The sequence below is a fragment of the Brevundimonas sp. UBA4553 genome, assembly GCF_002387245.1.
Taxonomy (GTDB): Bacteria; Pseudomonadota; Alphaproteobacteria; order Caulobacterales; family Caulobacteraceae; genus Brevundimonas.
Genome location: NZ_DGLD01000023.1, coordinates 25,721 through 46,094, shown reverse-complemented (window position 1 = coordinate 46,094; position 20,374 = coordinate 25,721). Strand labels below are relative to the sequence as shown.

At 69.3% G+C, this 20,374-nt stretch carries 9 protein-coding genes; 7 read left to right on the top strand and 2 right to left on the bottom strand.

Annotation, left to right across the window (positions count from 1 at the left end):
* The 4 genes from B4A39_RS16340 (at position 1) to B4A39_RS16325 (ending at position 7,279) form a co-directional block, all read left to right on the top strand.
* Positions 1-3,276, top strand: a complete 3,276-nt coding sequence (locus B4A39_RS16340; RefSeq protein ID WP_292038018.1) for an efflux RND transporter permease subunit — start codon at positions 1-3, stop codon at positions 3,274-3,276.
* Entirely contained in the window at positions 3,276-4,715 is a 1,440-nt protein-coding gene (locus B4A39_RS16335) for an efflux transporter outer membrane subunit (protein ID WP_292038016.1), read from the top strand. Before B4A39_RS16340 ends, B4A39_RS16335 begins: the two co-directional genes overlap by 1 nt.
* A gap of 201 nt (positions 4,716-4,916) precedes the next feature.
* Positions 4,917-6,026: a glutamate 5-kinase gene (gene proB, locus B4A39_RS16330; protein WP_292038115.1), complete on the top strand. Its 1,110-nt coding sequence runs from the start codon at positions 4,917-4,919 to the stop codon at positions 6,024-6,026.
* A complete protein-coding gene (locus B4A39_RS16325; protein ID WP_292038009.1) occupies positions 6,023-7,279 on the top strand; it encodes a glutamate-5-semialdehyde dehydrogenase in 1,257 nt (418 codons plus the stop codon). Before proB ends, B4A39_RS16325 begins: the two co-directional genes overlap by 4 nt.
* Before the next feature lie 107 nt (positions 7,280-7,386).
* Here the strand turns inward: B4A39_RS16325 and B4A39_RS16320 are convergent, their stop codons facing one another.
* Positions 7,387-9,789, bottom strand: coding sequence for a membrane-bound PQQ-dependent dehydrogenase, glucose/quinate/shikimate family (locus B4A39_RS16320; protein ID WP_292038002.1), 2,403 nt, complete (start codon positions 9,787-9,789; stop codon positions 7,387-7,389).
* A 180-nt stretch (positions 9,790-9,969) separates the two neighbouring features.
* Positions 9,970-12,777: a M16 family metallopeptidase gene (locus B4A39_RS16315; RefSeq protein WP_292037996.1), complete on the bottom strand. Its 2,808-nt coding sequence runs from the start codon at positions 12,775-12,777 to the stop codon at positions 9,970-9,972.
* A gap of 263 nt (positions 12,778-13,040) precedes the next feature.
* On the opposite strand from B4A39_RS16315, the gene B4A39_RS16310 reads away from it, so the two are divergent.
* The 3 genes from B4A39_RS16310 to B4A39_RS16300 all read left to right on the top strand — a co-directional run bounded on the left by B4A39_RS16310 (position 13,041) and on the right by B4A39_RS16300 (position 20,369).
* Positions 13,041-14,474 (top strand): NAD(P)-dependent oxidoreductase, encoded by a 1,434-nt coding sequence (locus tag B4A39_RS16310; RefSeq protein ID WP_292037994.1) that lies wholly within the window; start codon positions 13,041-13,043, stop codon positions 14,472-14,474.
* On the top strand, positions 14,471-18,997 hold the full coding sequence (gene gltB, locus B4A39_RS16305; RefSeq protein ID WP_292037992.1) for a glutamate synthase large subunit: 4,527 nt from the start codon (positions 14,471-14,473) through the stop codon (positions 18,995-18,997). The genes B4A39_RS16310 and gltB overlap by 4 nt, the downstream gene beginning before the upstream one ends.
* Before the next feature lie 97 nt (positions 18,998-19,094).
* On the top strand, positions 19,095-20,369 hold the full coding sequence (locus B4A39_RS16300) for an ammonium transporter (protein ID WP_292037989.1): 1,275 nt from the start codon (positions 19,095-19,097) through the stop codon (positions 20,367-20,369).
* Positions 20,370-20,374: the final 5 nt, after the last annotated feature.

Genomic DNA, 20,374 nt, shown 5'->3' with positions numbered 1-20,374 from the left:
ATGAATATCTCCCGCTTCTTCATCGACCGCCCGATCTTCGCGGGCGTGATATCGGTGTTCATCACCCTGATCGGCCTGTTCGCCTATCCGCTGCTGCCCCTGTCGCAGTATCCGGAGATCGCGCCCCCGACGATCACCATCAACGCGGCCTACCCGGGCGCCTCGGCCGAGACCCTGGCCGAGACCGTGGCGGCCCCCATCGAGCAAGAGGTCAACGGCGTCGAGAAGATGCTGTACCTGACCTCCTCGTCCACCTCGGACGGGGCCGTGGCCATCACGGTGACCTTCCAGCCCGGCACGGACCTCGATTCCGCGCAGGTGCTGGTGCAGAACCGCGTCGCCCTGGCCGAGCCCAAGCTTCCCGAGCAGGTCCGCCAGATCGGCGTGACGGTCAACAAGGCCGAAAGCGGCTTCCTGATGATCGTAGGCCTGACCTCGCCCGACGGCAGCCTGGATAACGACTACGTCGGCAACTTCGCCAACTCGACGCTGCGCGACCGCCTGTTGCGGATCGACGGCGTGGGCCAGGTGCAGGTGTTCGGCGGCGGCAACTACTCGATGCGCATCTGGATCGACCCGGCCAAGGCGGCTGAGCGCGGTCTGACGGGCCCCGACATCGTCGCCGCCCTGCGCGCCCAGAACGTCCAGGCCGCCGCCGGCGCCATCGGCCAGCCGCCCTTCGCCACCAACGCCGCCGCCTTCCAGCTGCCGGTGCAGGTGCAGGGCCGTCTGTCCGACCCCGACCAGTTCGCCGACGTCGTCATCAAGACCGACGCCCAAGGTCGCGTGACCCGCGTCCGTGACGTCGCCCGCGTCGAGCTGGGCGCCCAGGACTACGGCATCCGCGGCTTCTTCGACGGCCAGCGTGGCGTCGGCGTCGCCGTCGTCCAGCAGCCGGGCGCCAACGCCCTAGGCACGGCCAATCGTGTTCTGGACGAAGTCGAGGCCCTGAAGGCCGAACTGCCGGCCGGCATGGCCGTCTCCATCCCCTACAACCCGACGGAATTCGTCGCCGCCTCGGTCGAGGCGGTGCAGCACACCCTGCTGGAAGCCGTCGTCCTCGTCGTGATCGTCGTCATGGTCTTCCTGCAGACCTGGCGCGCCGCCATCATCCCCATCGTCGCCATCCCCGTGGCCCTGGTCGGCACCTTCGCGGTGCAGCTGGCGCTGGGCTATTCGATCAACTCCCTGTCGCTGTTCGCCCTGGTTCTCGCCGTCGGCATCGTCGTCGATGACGCCATCGTCGTGGTCGAGAACGTCGAGCGATACCTGCGGCAAGGCCTCACGCCCAAGGAGGCCGCCTATCGCTCGATGCAGGAGGTTTCGGGCGCCCTGATCGCCATCGGCCTGGTGCTGACGGCGGTGTTCGTCCCGACCGCCTTCGTTCCCGGCATCCCCGGCATCTTCTATCGCCAGTTCGCCGTCACCATCGCCTCGGCGGCGCTGATCTCGCTGCTGGTGTCGCTGACCCTGTCCCCGGCCATGGCCGCCCTGCTGCTCAAGCCGCACGTCGACCACGCCAACGTCCGCAAGCCGGGCCTGTGGGGCGCGATCGTCTATTACGTCCGCTGGGCCGGCGACAAGTTCAACCAGGGCTTCGACTGGCTGTCGGACAAGTACGGCCGCCTGACCGCCCGTCTGGTGCGTTCGCTGATGGTCGTCCTGATCATCTATGCGGGCCTGCTGGCCATCACCGGCTGGCGTCTGATGGACACGCCTTCGGGCTTCATTCCCGAACAGGATCAGGGCTTCCTGATCGGCGTCATCCAGCTTCCGGCCGGCGCTTCGCTGGACCGTACCGAAGCGGTGATGAAGCGCGCTAACGAGATCATCCAGAAGACCGAGGGTGTCGACGGCACCGTGGCCTTCGCCGGTCTCGACGGCTCCAGCTTCTCGTTCGGTTCGAACGCCGCGACCATCTTCGTGCGCCTCGACGCCTTCGAGAACCGTACCAAGGAACAGGCGGCCACGGCCCTGGCCGGCGCCATCACCGGAGCCACCGGCGGCATCGAGGAAGCCAACATCTTCGTCATCGCCCCCCCGGCCGTTCAGGGCCTGGGCAACGGCAACGGCTTCAAGATGATGATCCAGGACCGCTCGGGCGCAGGCTATCGCGCTCTGGAAGGCGCCACCTTCGCCATGATGGGCGGCGCGGCCCAGATGCCCGATCAGGTGCAGCAGGTCTTCTCGACCTACAACACCGGCTCGCCCCGCATCGCCGCCGACGTCGACCGCAACAAGGCCCTGATGATGGGCGTCCAGCCCTCGGCCGTGTTCGACACCCTCGGCGTCTATCTCGGCTCGTCCTACATCAACGACTTCAACCTGCTGGGTCGCACCTTCCGCGTCACCGCCCAGGCTGAACCCTCGTCGCGGGACGACATCGCCGACATCGCCAACCTGAAGACCCGCTCCGCCACCGGCGCCATGGTTCCGATCGGCTCCATCGCCAACCTGCGCGAGGACTCCGGTCCGGCTCGCGTCGTCCGCTACAACCTGTTCCCGGCTTCCGAGCTTCAGGGTCAGGCCGCGCCGGGCGTCTCGTCCGGCCAAGGCATCGCGACGATGGAGCAACTCGCCTCTCAGGCCCTGCCGCAAGGCTTCAGCTACGAGTGGACCGAACTGGCCCTGCAGGAGAAGCAGGCGTCGGGCGGGGCTTCCATGATCTTCGTCATGGCCGTGGTCTTCGTCTTCCTGGTTCTGGCGGCGCAATACGAGGCCTTCACCCTGCCGCTCGCGGTGGTGCTGATCGTGCCCATGTGTCTGCTCGCGGCCATGATCGGGGTGAACATCCGCGGTCTGGACAACAACATCCTGGTCCAGATCGGCCTCGTCGTTCTGATCGCGCTGGCGGCCAAGAATGCCATCCTGATCGTCGAGTTTGCCAAGCAGGCGGAAGAGGAAGAGGGCATGGATCGCTTCGAAGCGGCTGTTTACGCCGCCAAGGTGCGCCTGCGTCCGATCCTGATGACGTCCTTCGCCTTCATCTTCGGCGTCGTGCCGCTGATGCTGGCGACCGGCCCGGGCGCCGAAATGCGCCAGTCGCTGGGCACGTCGGTCTTCTCCGGCATGCTGGGCGTGACCTTCTTCGGCCTGATCTTCACCCCGGTCTTCTACGTCATGATGCGCTGGGTCTCGGGCAAGTTGCCCAAGACTCCCGAAAAGCCGCGCGATCTGCCGACCACCTACGGCACGCCGGCTCATGATCCGTACGACCCTACTGACCCCGCGCCGGCCGCCCCCACCACGGCCAACCCGCGCCTGGGAGACGCCTGATGAACCGTAAAGCCCTTTCCCTCCTGACCGCTTCCGGCGCCGCGCTTCTGCTCGCCGCCTGCGCGGTCGGGCCCAAGGCGCCGGACCCCGTGGTCCCGGCGCAGGGCCAAGGCGCCTTCATCGGCTCGCAATCCGCCTCGGTTTCGACCGAGGCGGCCCGCGCCGACTGGTGGCGGCTGTACAACGACGCCACGCTCGATGGTCTGATCCAGCAGGCCCTGACCGAAAACAACGAGCTGGAGGCGGCGGCCGCCAACCTGCGCGCCGTCCGGGCCTCGCTGTCCGAGGCGCGCGCCGGCCGCCTGCCCACCACCAACGCCAACGCCGCCTTCAACCGCAGCCGCGCCTCGACGGTCACCGCACCGACCGCCAACGGCGCCACGCTGGACGACGTCGACACCTACAGCGTCGGCCTGGACGTCTCCTACGAAGTCGATCTTTTCGGCCGGGTGGAGTCCTCCATCCGGGCGGCCCGTGCTGACGCCGCCGCCGCCGCTGAAGCGCTGGAGGTGGTGCGGATCACCGTCGCCGCCGAAACCGCCCGGGCCTATGCCGACACCTGCTCGGCCAACGCCCAGATCGCCGTCGCCGAACGGACGATCGAGCTGCAGGGCCGAACCCTGGACCTGACCCGCCGACTGCTCGACGCCGGCGGCGGCAACGGTCTGGACGTGGCGGGCGCCGCCTCGACCCTCGAGGCCACGCGCGCCACCCTGCCGCCCCTGCGCGCCCAGCGCGACGGCGCCCTGTTCCGCCTTGCCACCCTGACCGGCCGCACCCCGGCCGAGGCCAGCGAAGCGGCGCGCGGTTGCCAGGCTCCGCCGCAACTGTCCCAGCCGATCCCGATCGGCGACGGCGCGGCCCTGCTGGCCCGTCGCCCCGACGTGCGTCAGGCCGAGGCTCGTCTGGCCGCGGCTGCGGCCCGCGTGAACGTAGCCACGGCCAGCCTCTATCCGACGATCAGCCTGGGGGGCTCGCTCGGCTCGACTGCGCTGGACGCCTCGGATCTGGGCGAGGACGCCAACTTCCGCTTCAGCGTCGGTCCGCTGATCAGCTGGAGCTTCCCCAACATCGCCGTGGCCCGCGCCCGCATCAAGCAGGCCGACGCCCAGACGGACGCCGCCCTGGCGACGTTCGACCAGACGGTGCTGGTGGCCCTGCAGGAAACCGAGACCGCCCTCAGCGCCTACGCCAACGAGCTGGATCGCCGTGCGGCCCTGCTCAATGCGCGCGACCAGGCCGCCACGGCGGTGCGTCTGTCCCGTCTTCGCTTCGAGGCCGGCGCCGACAACTTCCTCACCCTGCTGGTGTCGGAACGCGCCCTGGCCGCCGCTGACGCCGCTCTGGCCGCTTCGGAAGCCCAGGTCGTGACCAACCAGATCGCCCTCTTCAAGGCGCTGGCCGGCGGTTGGGCGGAGGCCCCGGACCCCGAGGTCTGATCTCCGAAACCTTCATCGACACCAGGGACGCGCCCGGCAGGTTCAACCTCGCCGGGCGCTTTCTTTTGGACCGCGTCGCACGATTTCACGCATAGAGACGTGACCCCGGCCCGATCAATGCTCTAGTGAAGGGCCGTGACCGCTCCCGCCGCGCCCTCTTTCGCCGTCGAGACCGCCGCCGAGGCCTCGCCTGCGACGGCGCTGGCGCGCGCGCGCCGCGTGGTGGTCAAGATCGGCTCCTCCCTGCTCGTCGACGCCGCCACCCGCGCCGTGGCCCGCGACTGGCTGGCGTCCCTGGCCCAGGACATCGCCGACCTGCGCCGGCAAGGCCGCGAAGTCATCGTCGTCTCTTCCGGCGCCGTCGCCCTGGGACGAGGCCGGCTGAAGACCTCGCCGGGTCGGCTGCAGGACAAGCAGGCGGCGGCCGCCGTCGGCCAGACCCTGCTGATGCACGCCTGGGAAGAGGCCCTGGCCCCCCACGGCCTGATCACCGCCCAGGTTCTGCTGACCCGCGACGACACCGAACGCCGCCGTCGCTGGCTCAACGCCCGCGCCACCGTCGAGGCCCTTCTGGCCCACGGCGTCGTCCCCGTGGTCAACGAGAACGACACCGTCGCCACCGAGGAAATCCGATACGGCGACAACGACCGTCTCGCCGCCCGGGCGGCCCAGCTGGCGCGCGGCGACCTGCTGGTCCTGCTGTCCGATGTGGACGGCCTCTACACCGCCGACCCGCGGCGCGATCCCGCGGCCCGCCACCTCGCCCTGGTCGAGAGCCTCGGCCCGGACATTCTCGACATGGCCAGCGGCGCCAACGCCGAGGCCGGGGTCGGCACCGGCGGCATGGCCACCAAGCTGGCGGCGGCCCAGATCGCCCGCTCCGCGGGCTGCGCCACCGTCATCGCCTCGGGCCAGACCCTGCATCCTCTGAAGGCCGTAGCGGACGGCGCCCGCGCCACCCTCATCACCGCCCCGGCCACCCCCCTGGCCGCCTGGAAGCAGTGGATCGCCGGCAGCATGGCTCCCGCTGGCGCCCTGACGCTGGACGAGGGCGCGGTGCGCGCCCTGACGGCAGGCAAGAGCCTGCTCCCCTCAGGCGTCGTCACCGTCAGCGGCGTGTTCGAGAAGGGCGACAGCCTGCGCCTGCTGGATCTGTCCGGGACCATCGTCGGCGTCGGCCTCGCCGCCTATCCGTCCGACGAGATCGCCCTGATCCGGGGCCGCCATTCGGACGAGATCGAGAGCCTGATCGGCTACCGCGGCCCCTCGGTCGTGATCCATCGCGACGACCTGGTGCTGGAGACCCGATGACTGACGCCCTCATGCTCGACATGGGCCGGCGCGCCCGCTACGCCGCCTACGCGCTTCGCGCCACCACGCCGGACGCCCGCACCGAGGCTTTGAACCGCCTGGCTGAGGGACTCCGCGCGGCCGAAGCCGACATCCTGGCCGCCAACGCCCGTGACATCGACAGGGGGCGCGCCTCGGGCCTGTCGGAAGCCCTGATCGACCGCCTGGCCCTGACCCCCGCCCGCGTCGAGGGCATGGCGGTCGCCGTCGAGACCATCGCCGCCCAGCCTGATCCGGTCGGCGCCGAGATTGCCCGCTGGACCCCCGCCAACGGCCTCGACATCGCCCGCGTCCGCACCCCCATCGGCGTGCTGGGCGTCATCTATGAGAGCCGGCCCAACGTCACCGCCGACGCGGCCGCCCTGTGCCTGCGCTCGGGCAACGCCGCCATCCTGCGCTGCGGCTCGGACTGCCTGGACTCCTCGCGCGCCATTGCGGCCGTAGTGACCCGCGCGGTGGCTGCAGCCGGCCTGCCCGCCGACGCCGTCCAGCTGGTTCCCGTTCCCGAGCGGGAGGCCGTGGGCGCCATCCTGTCTGGGCTCAACGGCGCCATCGACCTGATCATCCCGCGCGGTGGCAAGAGCCTGGTGGCGCGTGTTCAGGCGGAAGCGAAAGCGCCTGTGCTGGGCCACCTCGAGGGCCTTTGCCACACCTATCTGGACGCCGCCGCCGACCTCGACGTCGCCCGCCGCGTCGTCGTCAACGCCAAGATGCGCCGCGTCTCGGTCTGCGGCGCCACCGAGACCCTGCTGGTCGATCGCGCCGCCGCCGAGCGCCTGTTGCCCGCCGTCGCCGCCGACCTGATGGCCGCCGGCTGCGAACTGCGCGGCGACGCCGAGACCCGCGCCCTGGTCCCCCAGGCGACCGCAGCGAATGAGGCCGACTGGACCACCGAGTATCTGGCCCCCATCCTGTCGGTCCGGGTCGTGGACGGGGTAGCGGGCGCGGTCGAGCACATCCGCGCTTACGGCTCGGGCCACACCGAGGCCATCATCACCACCGACCCCGAGGCCGCCGAACGCTTCGCCAACGGCGTCGACAGCGCCATCGTCCTGATCAACGCCTCGACCCAGTTCGCCGACGGCGGCGAGTTCGGCTTCGGCGGCGAGATCGGCATCTCGACCTCAAAACTCCACGCGCGCGGCCCCGTCGGCGCCGAGCAACTGACCACCTACAAATACGTGGTGCGCGGCCAGGGCCAGACCCGCCCCTGAAATGGAAAAGGCCGGAGCCAAGGCCCGACCTTTCCCTGTTTCCTACCTAGGTCCCTACCCGCGGGCCTCAAGTAGCCCGAAGGGCGATAGGCCCCCGAAAAGAAAGCTTACGACCTGCCTTCCGGCAGGGCGTAAGCAATCACGTAATCCCCCTCCGGCGTCTCCATGAAGTGATGCCCGCCGGCCATGATCACCAGATACTGGCGGCCGTTCTGCTCATAGATCATCGGATTGGCCTGCCCCCCTGCTGGCAGGACGTCGGACCAGACGGTCTTGCCCGTCTCGATGTCGATGGCGCGGATCAGGTCGTCGGTGGCTGCAGCGATGAAGATCAGTCCGCCCGCCGTCACCGCCGATCCGCCGTTGTTCGGCGTGCCGATCTCGACCGGCAGCATGGAGGGGACGCCGAACGGCCCGTTCTTGCGCGCCGTGCCGAACGGGCGATCCCACAGGGTGCGGCCGGTCTTCAGATCGATGGTGCGGATGCCGCCATAGGGGGGCTGCTTGCACAGCAGGCCCGTGAACTTGACCCGCCAGCCGGCGTTGACGTCGATGGCGTAGGGCACGCCGATCTGCGGATCGCCGGCCCCCTCGGCCTTGGACTTCGACAGGTTGCCGCCGCGGTTCGCCGCCTCCTTTTCACGCTCGATGTAGCGGGGGTCGTCGCGCGGGAACCAGCCCAGACGGTCAGCCTCGGCGCGCGGCACCAGGCGGTTGTGGTTGGGCATGTCGTTGTAGTTGGCCACGATCACGCCGCGCGCCGGATCGACCGCCACCCCGCCCCAATCAGAGCCGCCGTTGTAGCCCGGATACTGGATGAAGGGCCGATCCGCCGTCGGCGGCGTGAAGTAGCCGTCATAGGCCGCCTGGCGGAACTGGATACGGCAGAACATCTGGTCGATGGGTGACATGCCCCACATGTCGCGCTCGGTCAGGTCCGGCTTGCGCAGGGTGTGGAACAGCGAGAAGGGCTGGGTCGGACTGCGCTGCGCCGGCTCGACGCCGCCCTGCGGCACGCGGCGCTCCTCGACCTTGTGCAGCGGCTGGCCCGTGCGGCGGTCCAGAATGTAGAGGTCCCCCTGCTTGGACGGCAAGACCACGGCCGGGACGACGCCCGCCGCCGTCGGCATGTCCACCAGGGTCGCCTGCGAGCCCAGGTCATAGTCCCAGACATCCTTCCTCACCGTCTGGAAGTGCCAGCGCGGCTTGCCCGTCGTCACGTCCAGCGCCACCAGCGAGGTTGAGTATTCGTTCTCGGCCGGACGACGCAGACCGGAATAATAGTCCGCCGCCGAGTTCCCCATGGGCAGGAAGACGAGGCCCAGAGCCTCGTCCGCCGTCGCCGTGGTCCACATGTTCGGCGTCCCCGGCGTATAGGTCTGACCTTCCGGCGGCAGGGTGGTGATGTCGGGCCGCATCATGTCCCAGGCGAAGCGCAGCTGGCCGGTCACGGCGTCGAAGCCCTGGATCACACCCGAGGCGTTCCAGCGTTTCTGCCCGTCCAGAACCTGGTGTCCGGTCACGATGATCCCGCGCACGATCACCGGCGCCGAGGTGATGGACACCATGCCCGGATAGGGATCGCCCATGCCGGTCTTGATGCTGACTGCGCCATTGGTTCCAAAGCCCGCGCACGGGGCACCGGTGCGCGCGTCCACAGCGACCAGTCGGCCGTCCAGCGTGCCCTCGATGATCCGCGTGGCGCAGGGCTGGGTCGCCTCGACACCGGGCTGGGCGAAATAGGTCACGCCCCGGCAGGCGGCAGTATAGGGGATCTGGTCGTCGGCGACCTGCGGGTCATAGGTCCACTTCTGTTTGCCGGTCGTCGCGTCCAGGGCGAACAGCCGGTTGCGGCCCGAGCACAGATACAGGGTATCGCCGATCTTCAGCGGCGTGGTCTCGGCTCCGAACCGCTCGCCCGGCAGGTCGCCGGTGCGGAAGGTCCAGGCGCGTTGCAGGCCTTTCACATTGTCCTTGTTGATCTGGGTCAGCGGCGAATAGCGCTGGGCGCTGTCGGCGCCGCCATAGGCCGGCCAGTCGGCCCCCGTCCGGATCAGGGCGGGGTCGCCGATACCGCCCTGCCCCGCCGCCGGGACCGGGCTCTCGACCCGCGCCTTGTTGGCCTGGGCCACCACCACGCCGGAGATCAGGCCCAGCACCAGGATCAGGCCGATCCCGCCCAGCGCCAGCTTGCCACCGCCGCCCTCGCGCTTCAGGGCCGGGAAGGACAGAACGACGAGGATCAGCAGCACCAGCGGCGCGATCACGCGCGGCACCAGGGCCCAGCCGTTCAGCCCGACCTCCCACACCGCCCAGACGACCGTGCCGAGGAAGATGAGGACATAGAGCCAAGCGCCGGTGACCCTCAGCAGGGCCAGCAGCCCCCCTGACAGGATCATCAGCAGACCGACGACCAGATAATAGGGCGAGCCGCCCAGCATGATCAGCTGCCCCCCGCCGATCGTCAGCGTCAATCCGATCAGGGCGATGACCACCCCGAGCAATCGCACCAGGACGCTTCCGAATCCGCGCCCGCGTTCAATCGATGGCATGTCGCACTCACTCCGGGGTTCAGCTTGGCTATGGCTGAACACGTCGAAGGCGCGGCCGTTCCGAAAACGGCGGAAAAGCGGCCACGAAAAAGGGCGACGCCGAAGCGCCGCCCTCTTCTGGTCCAGCCTGTCGGTCCGTCAGTTGACGGGGCGACCCTCGGTGTCCACCACCTGAACCTCGCCCAGGTTGAGGGCGCGGATCTTGGGCTCGATGGCGGCGCGGTCGCCGACCACGACCCAGGTCGTCGGACCGTCGCCGACGATAGCGCGCGCCGCGACCGAGGCCGACTGCGGCGTGGTGGCGTTCACGCCGGCGGCGTAGCCGTCGTAGTAGTTCTCCGGCAAGCCGAAGACGACCATCTGGGTCAGGTCGCCCATGACGGAAGCGTTGGTCTCCCAGTCGCCAGCCATGCCCTGGATCAGGTTGGCCTTGACCGCGGTCAGTTCGGCCTCGGTGACCGGACGCGACCCCACGACCTCGCTGAGCTCACGGCGGATTTCCGCTGCGCTCTCGGCCGTCTTGTCGGCCTGGACCGCCGCCGTCGCGGCGAACATGCGCGGACCGTTGGCCGTGCGCACGCCGGCGCCGGCGCCATAGGACCAGTGCTTGTCCTCACGCAGGTTCATGTTGATCCGGCTGGTGAAGGCGCCGCCGAGGGCGGTGTTGAACGCCACCTGCGAGGGCTGGGCCGCAGCATCGAAGGCCGGGGCCAGACGGCCTGCGGTGATGATCGACTGCGGACCGGCGCGGTCCACGATCAGCACGCGCGGCTGGGCCGGCGCCGTCGCGGTCACGACCGGGGCCTTGACCGGCAGCGGCGTCGAGGGCGCGCGCCAGCCGCTCAGGGCCCGCTCCAGCTCGGTCTTCAGCTCAGCCATGCTGACGTCGCCGACGACCACCAGGGTGGCGTTGTCGGGACGGAACCAGGTGTCATGGAAGGCCTGGGCGTCCGCCGAGGTCAGCCCGCCCACCGATTGTTCCGTGCCCGAGGTCGGGCGGCCATAGGGGCTTTGCGGCCCATAGACGTTGGCGGCCAGGATGCGGTTGGCGATGGCGCCGGGGCTGCGATTGGCCTGCTGGATGCCGGACACCTGCTGCGCCTGGGCGCGGGCGAAGTCATCGTTGCGGAACGCGGGGTTCTCGATGATGTCGGCGAACAGGTCCAGCGACGGCGCCAGGCGCGAGGTCAGGGCCGTCAGCGACACCGAACTGTAGTCGGTCGCCGAGCCGGCGCCGAGCGTAGCGCCCAGCAGTTGGGTGCGATCGCTGATCTGCAGCGCATCCAGGGTCTTGGTGCCGTTGGTCATGACCGCCGGCGTCAGCTGGGCGATGCCCGCCTTGTCGGCGCCGTCCGCCGCCGAACCGGCGTTGACGATCAGGTTCATGCTGACCGTGGGCACGCCGTCGCGCGAGGCCAGCACCACCTTCAGACCATTCGACAGGATGGCGTGCTCGATATCGGGGAAGTCAGCCGCCGGCACGGCGCCCGGGGTCGGCACGCCCTTGGAACGATCGACATCCGTCGCCGTCACCGAATACTCGGGGAAGGGCAGAACCGACAGGGCGTAGCTGCCGTCGGTCAGCCAGGCGCGGCCGGCCCCGGTCAGATCCGCCGGACGCGCCGCTAGGATACGCTGATAGCTGGCCTTCCAGGCGCCGGGGTCGCCCAGATAGACTTGGCTCTCGGCCAGGATGTCGGACTTGCCGCCAAAGCCGCCGATGCGCTCGGAGCCGCGGATAAAGGCCGCGCCGACGTTGGTGCGGGCGCGCTCCAGCTCGTCGGCGGTCGGGCCGTCACGCAGCAGCTTGGCCATCTCCTCATCGACGATGGCCTCGATGCGCGCCAGGTCCTGACCGGGCTTGGCGGTGACCATGACCATGAACTGGCTGCCGATCTCGGCTTCCGAGTTGAAGGCGCCGACCGAGGTGGCGATCTGATCGTCGAACACCAGGCGCTTGTAGAGACGCGAGTTGCGGCCGTTCGACAGCACCTGACCCAGCATGCCCAGGTAGTCGGCTTCCGGGGTGCCGGTCGGCGGCGTGTTCCACACCTTGTAAAGGCGCGGCTGGCCGACGCGGTCGAACATGGTCTCGCTCTGAGCGCCGGTCATCTTGGCGATCATCTGGTTGGCGTGGGTCACCGGCGGGCCCGACGGGATGTCGCCGAAGTAGCGCTCGACCTTGGCTCTGGCTTCCTCGGGCGTGATGTCGCCAGCCAGGACGATGGTGGCGTTAGCCGCGCCGTAATAGTCGCGGAACCACGCCTTCACGGTGTCCAGATCCGCCGCGTTGAGGTCGTCCATCGAGCCGATGACCGTGTGGCCGTAGGGATGGTCGGCCGGATAGGTGGCGTTGGTGATGGCGTCCCAGACGCGGCCATAGGGCTGGTTCTCGCCCTGACGCTTCTCGTTCTGAACCACGCCGCGCTGCTCATCCAGACGCGCCTGGTCGATGGCGCCCTGCAGGTGGCCCATCCGATCGCTTTCCAGCCACAGGATCGAGTCCAGGGCCGAGGTCGGCACGTTCTGGAAATAGTTGGTGCGGTCGGTGTTGGTGGTGCCGTTCTGGTCGGTCGCGCCGAGCAGCTCCGTGCCCTTGAAGAAGTCGTTGTTGTAGTTCTCGGAGCCGTTGAACATCAGGTGTTCGAACAGGTGAGCGAAGCCCGAACGGCCCACCGGCTCGTTCTTGGAGCCGACGTGATACCAGATATTCACCGCCACGATCGGCGCCTTGTGGTCCTCGTGGACGATCAGGGTCAGGCCGTTGGGCAGGACCATTTTCGTGAAGGGAATGTCCACGTCGGGCAGGGCCGGCAGAGCGGCGGCGGCGGCCCGGTTCTGGGCGGCGGGCGCTGCTGCAGGCGCCGGAGAAGCGTGGGCGGCGGCGGCCAGCAGGCTGACGGCGGCCCCGCCCAGCAGGGCCAAGCGGCGTGCGGCGATAGTCATGATGTCCCCCAATGCGATGTCGCGATGGCGGGACCGTAACGCTGCTACCCGGCCAGAAACTAGTCTTTCAAAAATTTAATGCGCACGGACGGTCGCGGCAGTCAGGGCGGCGGCAGAAATTCGTGCTGCGGCGCACACTGATAATCGGTCGCAATGTGCGTCAATGTTCGATTAAGACGCCGCTTCATGCCCAGAAACATGATTTTAGCCGCCGACTACGGAAAATATTTGCACAAACCCCACATGTTTCGCTTAATGAGCAGATGCAAAAAGGCGGACGATCCAACCCTGGCGGTTTCCTGATTGAACAGCGACGGCTTGAAAAACAGCCGGCCGCGCTGCGCGTGCGCGCCTTCACGGAGATCACGCTCAAACCGACCGCCGACAGCGGGACGGTCCAGGCGTCGCGCTGCACCGACTGCGGCGTGCCCTTCTGCCAGAACGCCTGCCCGCTTCAGAACAACATCCCAGACTGGCTGGCCCTGTCGGCCGACGGCGACCTGCGCGAGGCCTGGCGCGTCGCCTCGGCCACCTCGACCATGCCCGAAATCTGCGGGCGCATCTGTCCGCAGGACCGCCTGTGCGAGGGCGCCTGCACCCTGCAGCAGTCCGGCTGGGACGGCGTCACCATCGGTTCGGTCGAGGCCTGGATCGCCGACACTGCCTTCGACAACGGCTGGGTCGAGCCCATCCGCCCCCTGGCCGAACGCGGCCAGAGCGTGGCCATCGTCGGGTCAGGTCCCGCCGGTCTGGCCGCCGCCGACCGCCTGCGCAGCGAAGGCTATCAGGTCACGGTCTATGACCGTCACGACCGCGCCGGCGGCCTGCTGACCTACGGCATTCCCGGCTTCAAGCTGGAGAAGCGCATCGTTCAGCGCCGCATCGACCGTCTGATCGAGGGCGGGGTCGAGTTCGTGCTGAACACCAGTGTCGGCGTCGACGTCACGATGGACGAGCTGCGGTCAAGCCATGACGCCGTCCTGCTGGCCATGGGAGTCTATCAGGCCCGCACCCTGGCCGTGCCCGGTCGCGGTCCGAACGACACCGTCGCCGCGCTCGACTTCCTGATCGCCCAGAATCGCGTCGACTGCGGCGACGCCGCCGATGCGTCCGCGCCCCACGCGGCCGGCCGCGACGTGGTCGTCGTCGGCGGCGGCGACACGGCCATGGACTGCGTGCGCACCGCCATCCGCCAGGGCGCCAACAGCGTCGTCTGCCTCTATCGCCGCGACCGCGACAACATGCCGGGTTCGGCCCGCGAGGTGCAGAACGCCGAGGAGGAAGGCGTCCGCTTCGAGTGGCTCGCCGCGCCCAAGGCCCTAATGTCCAGGGGCGAGGCTGTCACCGCGGTCCGCGCCCAGCGCATGGCCCTGACCGACGCCGCTCCCGGCCAGCGTCGCGACATCGCCCCGGTGGCCGGCTCGGACTTCGACCTGCCCGCCGACCTGGTGATCGAGGCCCTGGGCTTCGAACCCGAGGCCTTTGGTGAACAGCTCGACGCCAACCTCGGCCTGACCAGGTGGAACACCCTGCAGGTGGCGCGTGGCGGTTTCGCCACCACCCTACCCGGCGTGTTCGCCGCCGGAGACGCCGTGCGCGGCGCCTCCCTCGTCGTCTGGGCCGTGCGCGACGGCCAGGACGCCGCGGCCGAGATCGACCGTTACCTGCGCGCGCGTACCCAGGAAGCCGCCGCATGACCGACGCATCGCAACAAAACTGGCTGGCCCAGTATGAAGAGAACCGCGCCCGCCTGATCGAGGGCGGCGCCTATGACGCTTCGTCGGAACGCGACGCCTGCGGCGTGGGCCTGGTCTGCGCCATCGACGGCAAGCCGCGCCGCGAGATCGTCGAGATGGCCATCAAGTCGCTGAAGGCCGTGGCCCACCGCGGCGCGGTCGACGCCGACGGCCTGTCGGGCGACGGCGCCGGCATCATGATCGAACTGCCCCAGGCCTTCTTCGCGGCCCAGGTGCGCGCCGTCGGGCAGACCCTGCGCCCCGGTCCCATCGCCGTGGGTCAGGTCTTCCTGCCGCGCACCGACCTGGGCGCCCAGGACCACGCCCGCGCCATCGTCGAGGCCGAGGCCATCCGCTCGGGCTTCTACATCTACGGTTGGCGCCAGACGCCGATGGACCTGTCGGTGGTCGGCGTCCGCGCCGACGCCACCCGGCCCGAGATCGAACAGATCATGCTGGCCGCCCCGGAAGGCATGGAGATCGAGGCGCTGGAGCGCGAACTCTTCCTGTGCCGCCGCCGCATCGAAAAGGCGGTGCAGGCGTCTGGCCTGAACGGCTTCTACCTCTGCTCTCTGTCGGCCCGCTCCATCGTCTACAAGGGCATGGTCCGCGCCGAGCTGCTGGGTCAGCTCTACCACGACCTGAACGACCCCAGCGTCGAGTCCGGCTACGCCGTCTTCCACCAGCGCTATTCGACCAACACCTTCCCCGAATGGAAGCTGGCCCAGCCCTTCCGCATGCTGGCCCACAACGGCGAGATCAACACGCTTCAGGGCAACCTGAACTGGATGCGCGCCCACGAGATCCGCATGGCGGCCTCGGCCTTCGGCGACCGCGACCATGAGGTCAAGCCGGTGGTCCAGCCGGGCGGTTCGGACTCGGCGGCCCTGGACAATGTCTTCGAAGTCCTGGTCCGCGCCGGGCGTCCCGCCCCCCTCGCCAAGGCCCTGCTGGTGCCCGAGGCCTGGTCCTCGGACGACGTGGTGATGAAGCCCGAGCACCGCGCCCTCTATGCCTACTGCAACGCCGTGATGGAGCCGTGGGACGGCCCCGCCGCCCTGTGCGCCGTCGACGGCCGCTGGGTCGTGGCGGGCAAGGACCGCAACGGCCTGCGCCCCTTGCGCGCCGTGGAGACCGTGGACGGCCTGCTGCTGGCGGGCTCCGAGGCCGGTCTGGTTCCCCTGCCCGAGGGCCGGGTCAAGCGCCGCCTGCACATCGGTCCCGGCAAGCTGATCGCCGTCGATCTGAAGCACGGCCGCATCTACGACGAACACGAAGCCGTCGACGCACTGGCCGCCGCCCAACCCTATTCGGACTGGCTGGAGAACATGGTCGATCTGGAGCCGATCATCGGCCCCGGACCCGAGCCACGCGCCGCCACCGGCGAGGCCTTGATCCGTCGCCAGATCGCCGCCGGCTTCAGCCGCGAGGATCTGGACCTGCTGCTGGACGCCCTGGTCCGCGACGGCAAGGAGGCGGTCGGCTCCATGGGCGACGACGCCCCGCCCGCCGTCCTGTCCAGTCTTCCGCGCCCCCTGGCCCACTACTTCCGCCAGAACTTCTCCCAGGTCACCAACCCGCCCATCGACCCCTTGCGCGAAGCCGGGGCCATGAGCCTGAAGACCCGCTTCAAGAACCTGGGCAACATCCTGGCCCAGGACGAGGCCCAGACCGAAGTCTTCGTGCTGGACAGCCCGGTCCTGACCACCGGCATGTACCAGCGCCTGCTGGGCGTCATCGCCGACGGCTCGACGACGGTGATCGACTGCACCTACCCGGTCCCCGCCGAGGGCGACCGTTCCGGCGCGGGCCTGCGTCAGGCGCTCGACCGCATCCGCGACGAGGCCGAGGCCGCCGCGCGCGAGGGCGCCACCCTGATCGTCCTGACCGACGAACACGCCTCGGCCGAGCGTCTGGCCGCGCCCATGATCCTGGCCACCGCCGGCACCCACGGTCGCCTGATTGCAGCCGGTCTGCGGACCTATTGCTCGCTGGTCGTGCGGTCGGCCGAGACCCTGGACCCGCACGCCTTCGCCGTTCTGGTCGGGGTGGGCGCCACCGCCGTCAATCCGTGGCTGGCGCAGGAGCTGTTCCAGGAGCGTCTGGATCGCGGCGCCTATCCGGGCCTGACGCTTCACGACGCCTGCCTCAACTACAAGCACGGCATCGAAGCCGGCCTGCTGAAGGTGCTGGCGCGCAAGGGCATCAGCATCATCTCCGCCTATCGCGGCGGCTGCGAGTTCGAGGTCCTGGGCCTGTCGCGGGCTCTGGCCGCCGAGTTCTTCCCCGGCGCGCCCTCGCGCATCTCGGGCATCGGCCTGGCCGGTCTGGAGCAGGCGGCGCTCAAGCGTCACACCGTGGCCTTCGGCGCGGCCGTGCCGTCGCCGTCGATGGGCGGCTTCTTCCGCATCCGTGCGGGCGGCGAGGCCCACGCCCATGACGCGAAGACCATCCACCTGCTGCAGGACGCGGTGAACCGCGGCGACTACAAGCGCTTCAAGCAATACTCCGAGGCCGTGCGCGAGCAGCCGGATCTGGCCCTGCGCGACCTGCTGGATTTCAAGGAGGGCCTGACCCCCGTTCAGTTGCACGAGGTCGAAAGCGTCTCGGATATCCGCCGCCGCTTCCTGTCGCAGGCCATGTCGCTGGGCGCCCTCAGCCCTGAGGCCCACGAGACCCTGAACATCGCCATGAACCGGATGGGCGCGCGCGCCGTCTCCGGCGAGGGCGGCGAGGACCCGGCGCGTTACGTCCCCCGTCCGAACGGCGACAACGCCAACTCGGCGGTCAAGCAGGTGGCCTCGGGCCGCTTCGGCGTCACCGCCGAATACCTGAACCAGTGCCGCGAGATCGAGATCAAGGTGGCCCAGGGCGCCAAGCCCGGCGAGGGCGGCCAGCTGCCCGGCTTCAAGGTCACCGAGTTCATCGGGCGGATGCGTCACGCCGTTCCGGGCACGACGCTGATCAGCCCCCCGCCCCACCACGACATCTATTCGATCGAGGATCTGGCCCAGCTGATCTACGACCTGAAGGCGATCAACCCCGACGCCAAGGTCACGGTCAAACTGGTCTCGGCCACCGGCATCGGCGCCATTGCTTCAGGCGTGGCCAAGGCCAAGGCCGACGCCATCCTGATCGCCGGCCACAACGGCGGCACGGGCGCCTCGCCCCAGACCTCGGTCAAGCACGCCGGCATGCCGTGGGAGATCGGTCTGGCCGAAGCGCATCAGGTTCTCAGTCTGAACCACCTGCGCTCGTCGGTGTCCCTGCGCGCCGACGGCGGCATCCGCACCGGCCGCGACGTGGTCCTGGCCGCCCTGCTGGGCGCCGAGGAATACGGCATCGGCACCTCGGGCCTGATCGCCATGGGCTGTCTGATGGTGCGTCAGTGCCACTCCAACACCTGCCCGGTCGGCGTCTGTTCGCAGGACGAGCGCCTGCGCGCCAAGTTCACCGGCACGCCGGAGAAGGTGGTCAACCTCTTTACCTTCATCGCCGAGGAGGTCCGCGAAATCCTGGCCTCGATCGGCGCCCGCACGATTGATGAAATCGTCGGCCGGACCGACCTCCTGCGCCAGACGCGGCGCGGCGGCTCGCATCTGGACGACCTGGACCTCAACCCCCTGCTGATGAAGGTCGACGTCGACCGTCCCGGCCGCTGGGCCGACAAGGTCCGCCGCCCGATCGCCGACAGCCTGGACGCCCTGGTGCTCAAGGACGCCGCCCCCTTCCTGGAGCGCGGCCAGACGCTGGAGCTGTCCTATCCGCTGAACAACACCCAGCGCACAGCCGGCGCCGGCGTCTCTTCCGCCATCGTCCGCCGCTTCGGTCCGGAGGGTCCGCAGGGCCGTCTGAAGCTGAAGCTGGAAGGCATCGCCGGTCAGAGCTTCGGCGCCTTCGGGGCCAGGGGCCTGATCCTCGACGTCACCGGCGAGGTCAACGACTACGTCGGCAAGGGCCTGTCCGGCGCCGATATCCACGTCCGCCCCCATGAGTGGCGCGCCGACCAGCAGGTCTGCGGCAACACCACCCTCTATGGCGCCACCTCGGGCGGTCTGTTCGTGGCCGGCGCGGCGGGTGAACGCTTCGCCGTCCGCAACTCCGGCGCCGAGGCCGTGGTCGAGGGTCTGGGCGCGCACGGCTGCGAATACATGACCGGCGGTCGTGTCGTTGTCCTGGGATCGGTCGGCTGGAACCTGGCGGCGGGCATGAGCGGCGGCGAGCTGTTCGTGCTGGACGTCGATGGTCGCGCGGCTCAGGCCCTGAACGGAGACATGGCCGGCGTCGGTCGCATCGACGCCGAGGCTGAAGCGCGACTGAAGGCCCTGATCGAGGCGCACGCGTCCGCCACCGCCTCGCCCCTGGCCAGGCGCGTGCTGGCCGACTGGCCCCAGTTCGCGCCCCGCTTCGTCCGCATCGCGCCCAAGACCGTCCTCGCCGCCGAGGCCGCCGAACCCGACGTCAGGCTGGCCCAACCGGCCTGACGTCGCCTTCCCATTTCGCCCGCGTCTTCTCCCCGAGACCTTCATGACACCACCGACGATTTCCAGGGCCGCAGCATTCTGTTGCGGCCTTTTCGCCATGGCGCTCGCGGCGCCCGCCTTCGCCGCCGCCCCGCCGGATCTGCTGGCGCATCAGGTCCCGCTGGCGCTGGACGGCGCCGGCACGGCCTGGATCCTGACCTCGACGGCCCTGGTGCTGATGATGACCCTGCCGGGTCTGGCCCTCTTCTACGGCGGCATGGTCAGAAAGAAGAACCTGATCGCCACCATCGCCCATTCCACGGCGGCCATGGCCATCGTCACCGTCCTCTGGTTCGTCGCCGGCTACACCCTGTCCTTCGGCACCATCGACGGCCCCGCCAACGGCTTCATCGGCAGCGCCCAGGCTCTCTTCCTCAACGGCGTCGGGGTGAAGACCGCCCACGCCCTGACCCCCGGCCTGCCCGAGTTCCTGTGGATCGGCTATCAGCTGACCTTCGCCATCATCACCCCGGCCCTGATCGCGGGCGCCTTCGCCGAGCGGATCAAGTTCTCGGCCAGCGTCCTCTTCTTCACCCTGTGGCACCTGATCGTCTATGCGCCGATCTGCCATCAGGTCTGGGGCGGCGGCTGGATGGGCGAGTTGGGCGTGCTCGACTTCGCGGGCGGCGCCGTGGTTCACGTCAATGCGGGCGTGGCCGGTCTGGTCTGCGCCATCGTGCTCGGCCCGCGCCACGGCTGGGGCCGCGACAACATGGCCCCGCACAACCTGGCCTTCACCGCCATCGGCACCGGTCTGCTGTTCGTCGGCTGGATGGGCTTCAACGGCGGCTCGGCCGCCGGCGCCAATGAGATCGCCGCCGTCGCCGTCTTCAACACCCTGCTGGCCCCTGCCGCCGCCGCCGTCGGCTGGATCGCGGTCGAATGGACGCTGAAGAAGAAGCCGACCCTGCTGGGTCTGCTGACCGGCGTGGTCGCCGGTCTGGTCGCCATCACCCCGGCCGCCGGCTTCGTCGACCCCAAGGGGGCCTTCTTCATCGGCCTGATTTCCGGCCCGGTCGCCTATGTCGGCGCGGTCTGGCTGAAACACAAACTCAAGTACGACGACAGCCTGGACGCCTTCGGGGTGCACGGCGTGGCCGGCATCGCCGGGGCCCTGCTGACCGGGGTCTTCGCCAACGCCGCCATCAACCCGCTCGCCGAAGGCGCCACCGTGTTGAAACAAGCCATCGGCCTGGGCGGCGCCATGGTCTGGAGCGCCGTCGGCACCTTCGTCGTGCTGATGATCTGCAAATACACGGTCGGCCTGCGCGTCGAGAAGGAGGCCGAGATCGAGGGCCTCGACTACAGCCAGCACGGCGAGGCCCTGCACTGATGCGA

What these genes read in the sequence shown, in the direction of transcription:
- B4A39_RS16340 (WP_292038018.1), top strand. Translation starts at nt 1, where the DNA reads ATGAATATCTCCCGCTTCTTCATCGACCGCCCGATCTTCGCGGGCGTG.
- B4A39_RS16335 (WP_292038016.1), top strand. Translation starts at nt 3,276, where the DNA reads ATGAACCGTAAAGCCCTTTCCCTCCTGACCGCTTCCGGCGCCGCGCTT.
- B4A39_RS16325 (WP_292038009.1), top strand. Translation starts at nt 6,023, where the DNA reads ATGACTGACGCCCTCATGCTCGACATGGGCCGGCGCGCCCGCTACGCC.
- B4A39_RS16315 (WP_292037996.1), bottom strand. Translation starts at nt 12,777, where the DNA reads ATGACTATCGCCGCACGCCGCTTGGCCCTGCTGGGCGGGGCCGCCGTC.
- B4A39_RS16310 (WP_292037994.1), top strand. Translation starts at nt 13,041, where the DNA reads ATGCAAAAAGGCGGACGATCCAACCCTGGCGGTTTCCTGATTGAACAG.
- gltB (WP_292037992.1), top strand. Translation starts at nt 14,471, where the DNA reads ATGACCGACGCATCGCAACAAAACTGGCTGGCCCAGTATGAAGAGAAC.
- B4A39_RS16300 (WP_292037989.1), top strand. Translation starts at nt 19,095, where the DNA reads ATGGCGCTCGCGGCGCCCGCCTTCGCCGCCGCCCCGCCGGATCTGCTG.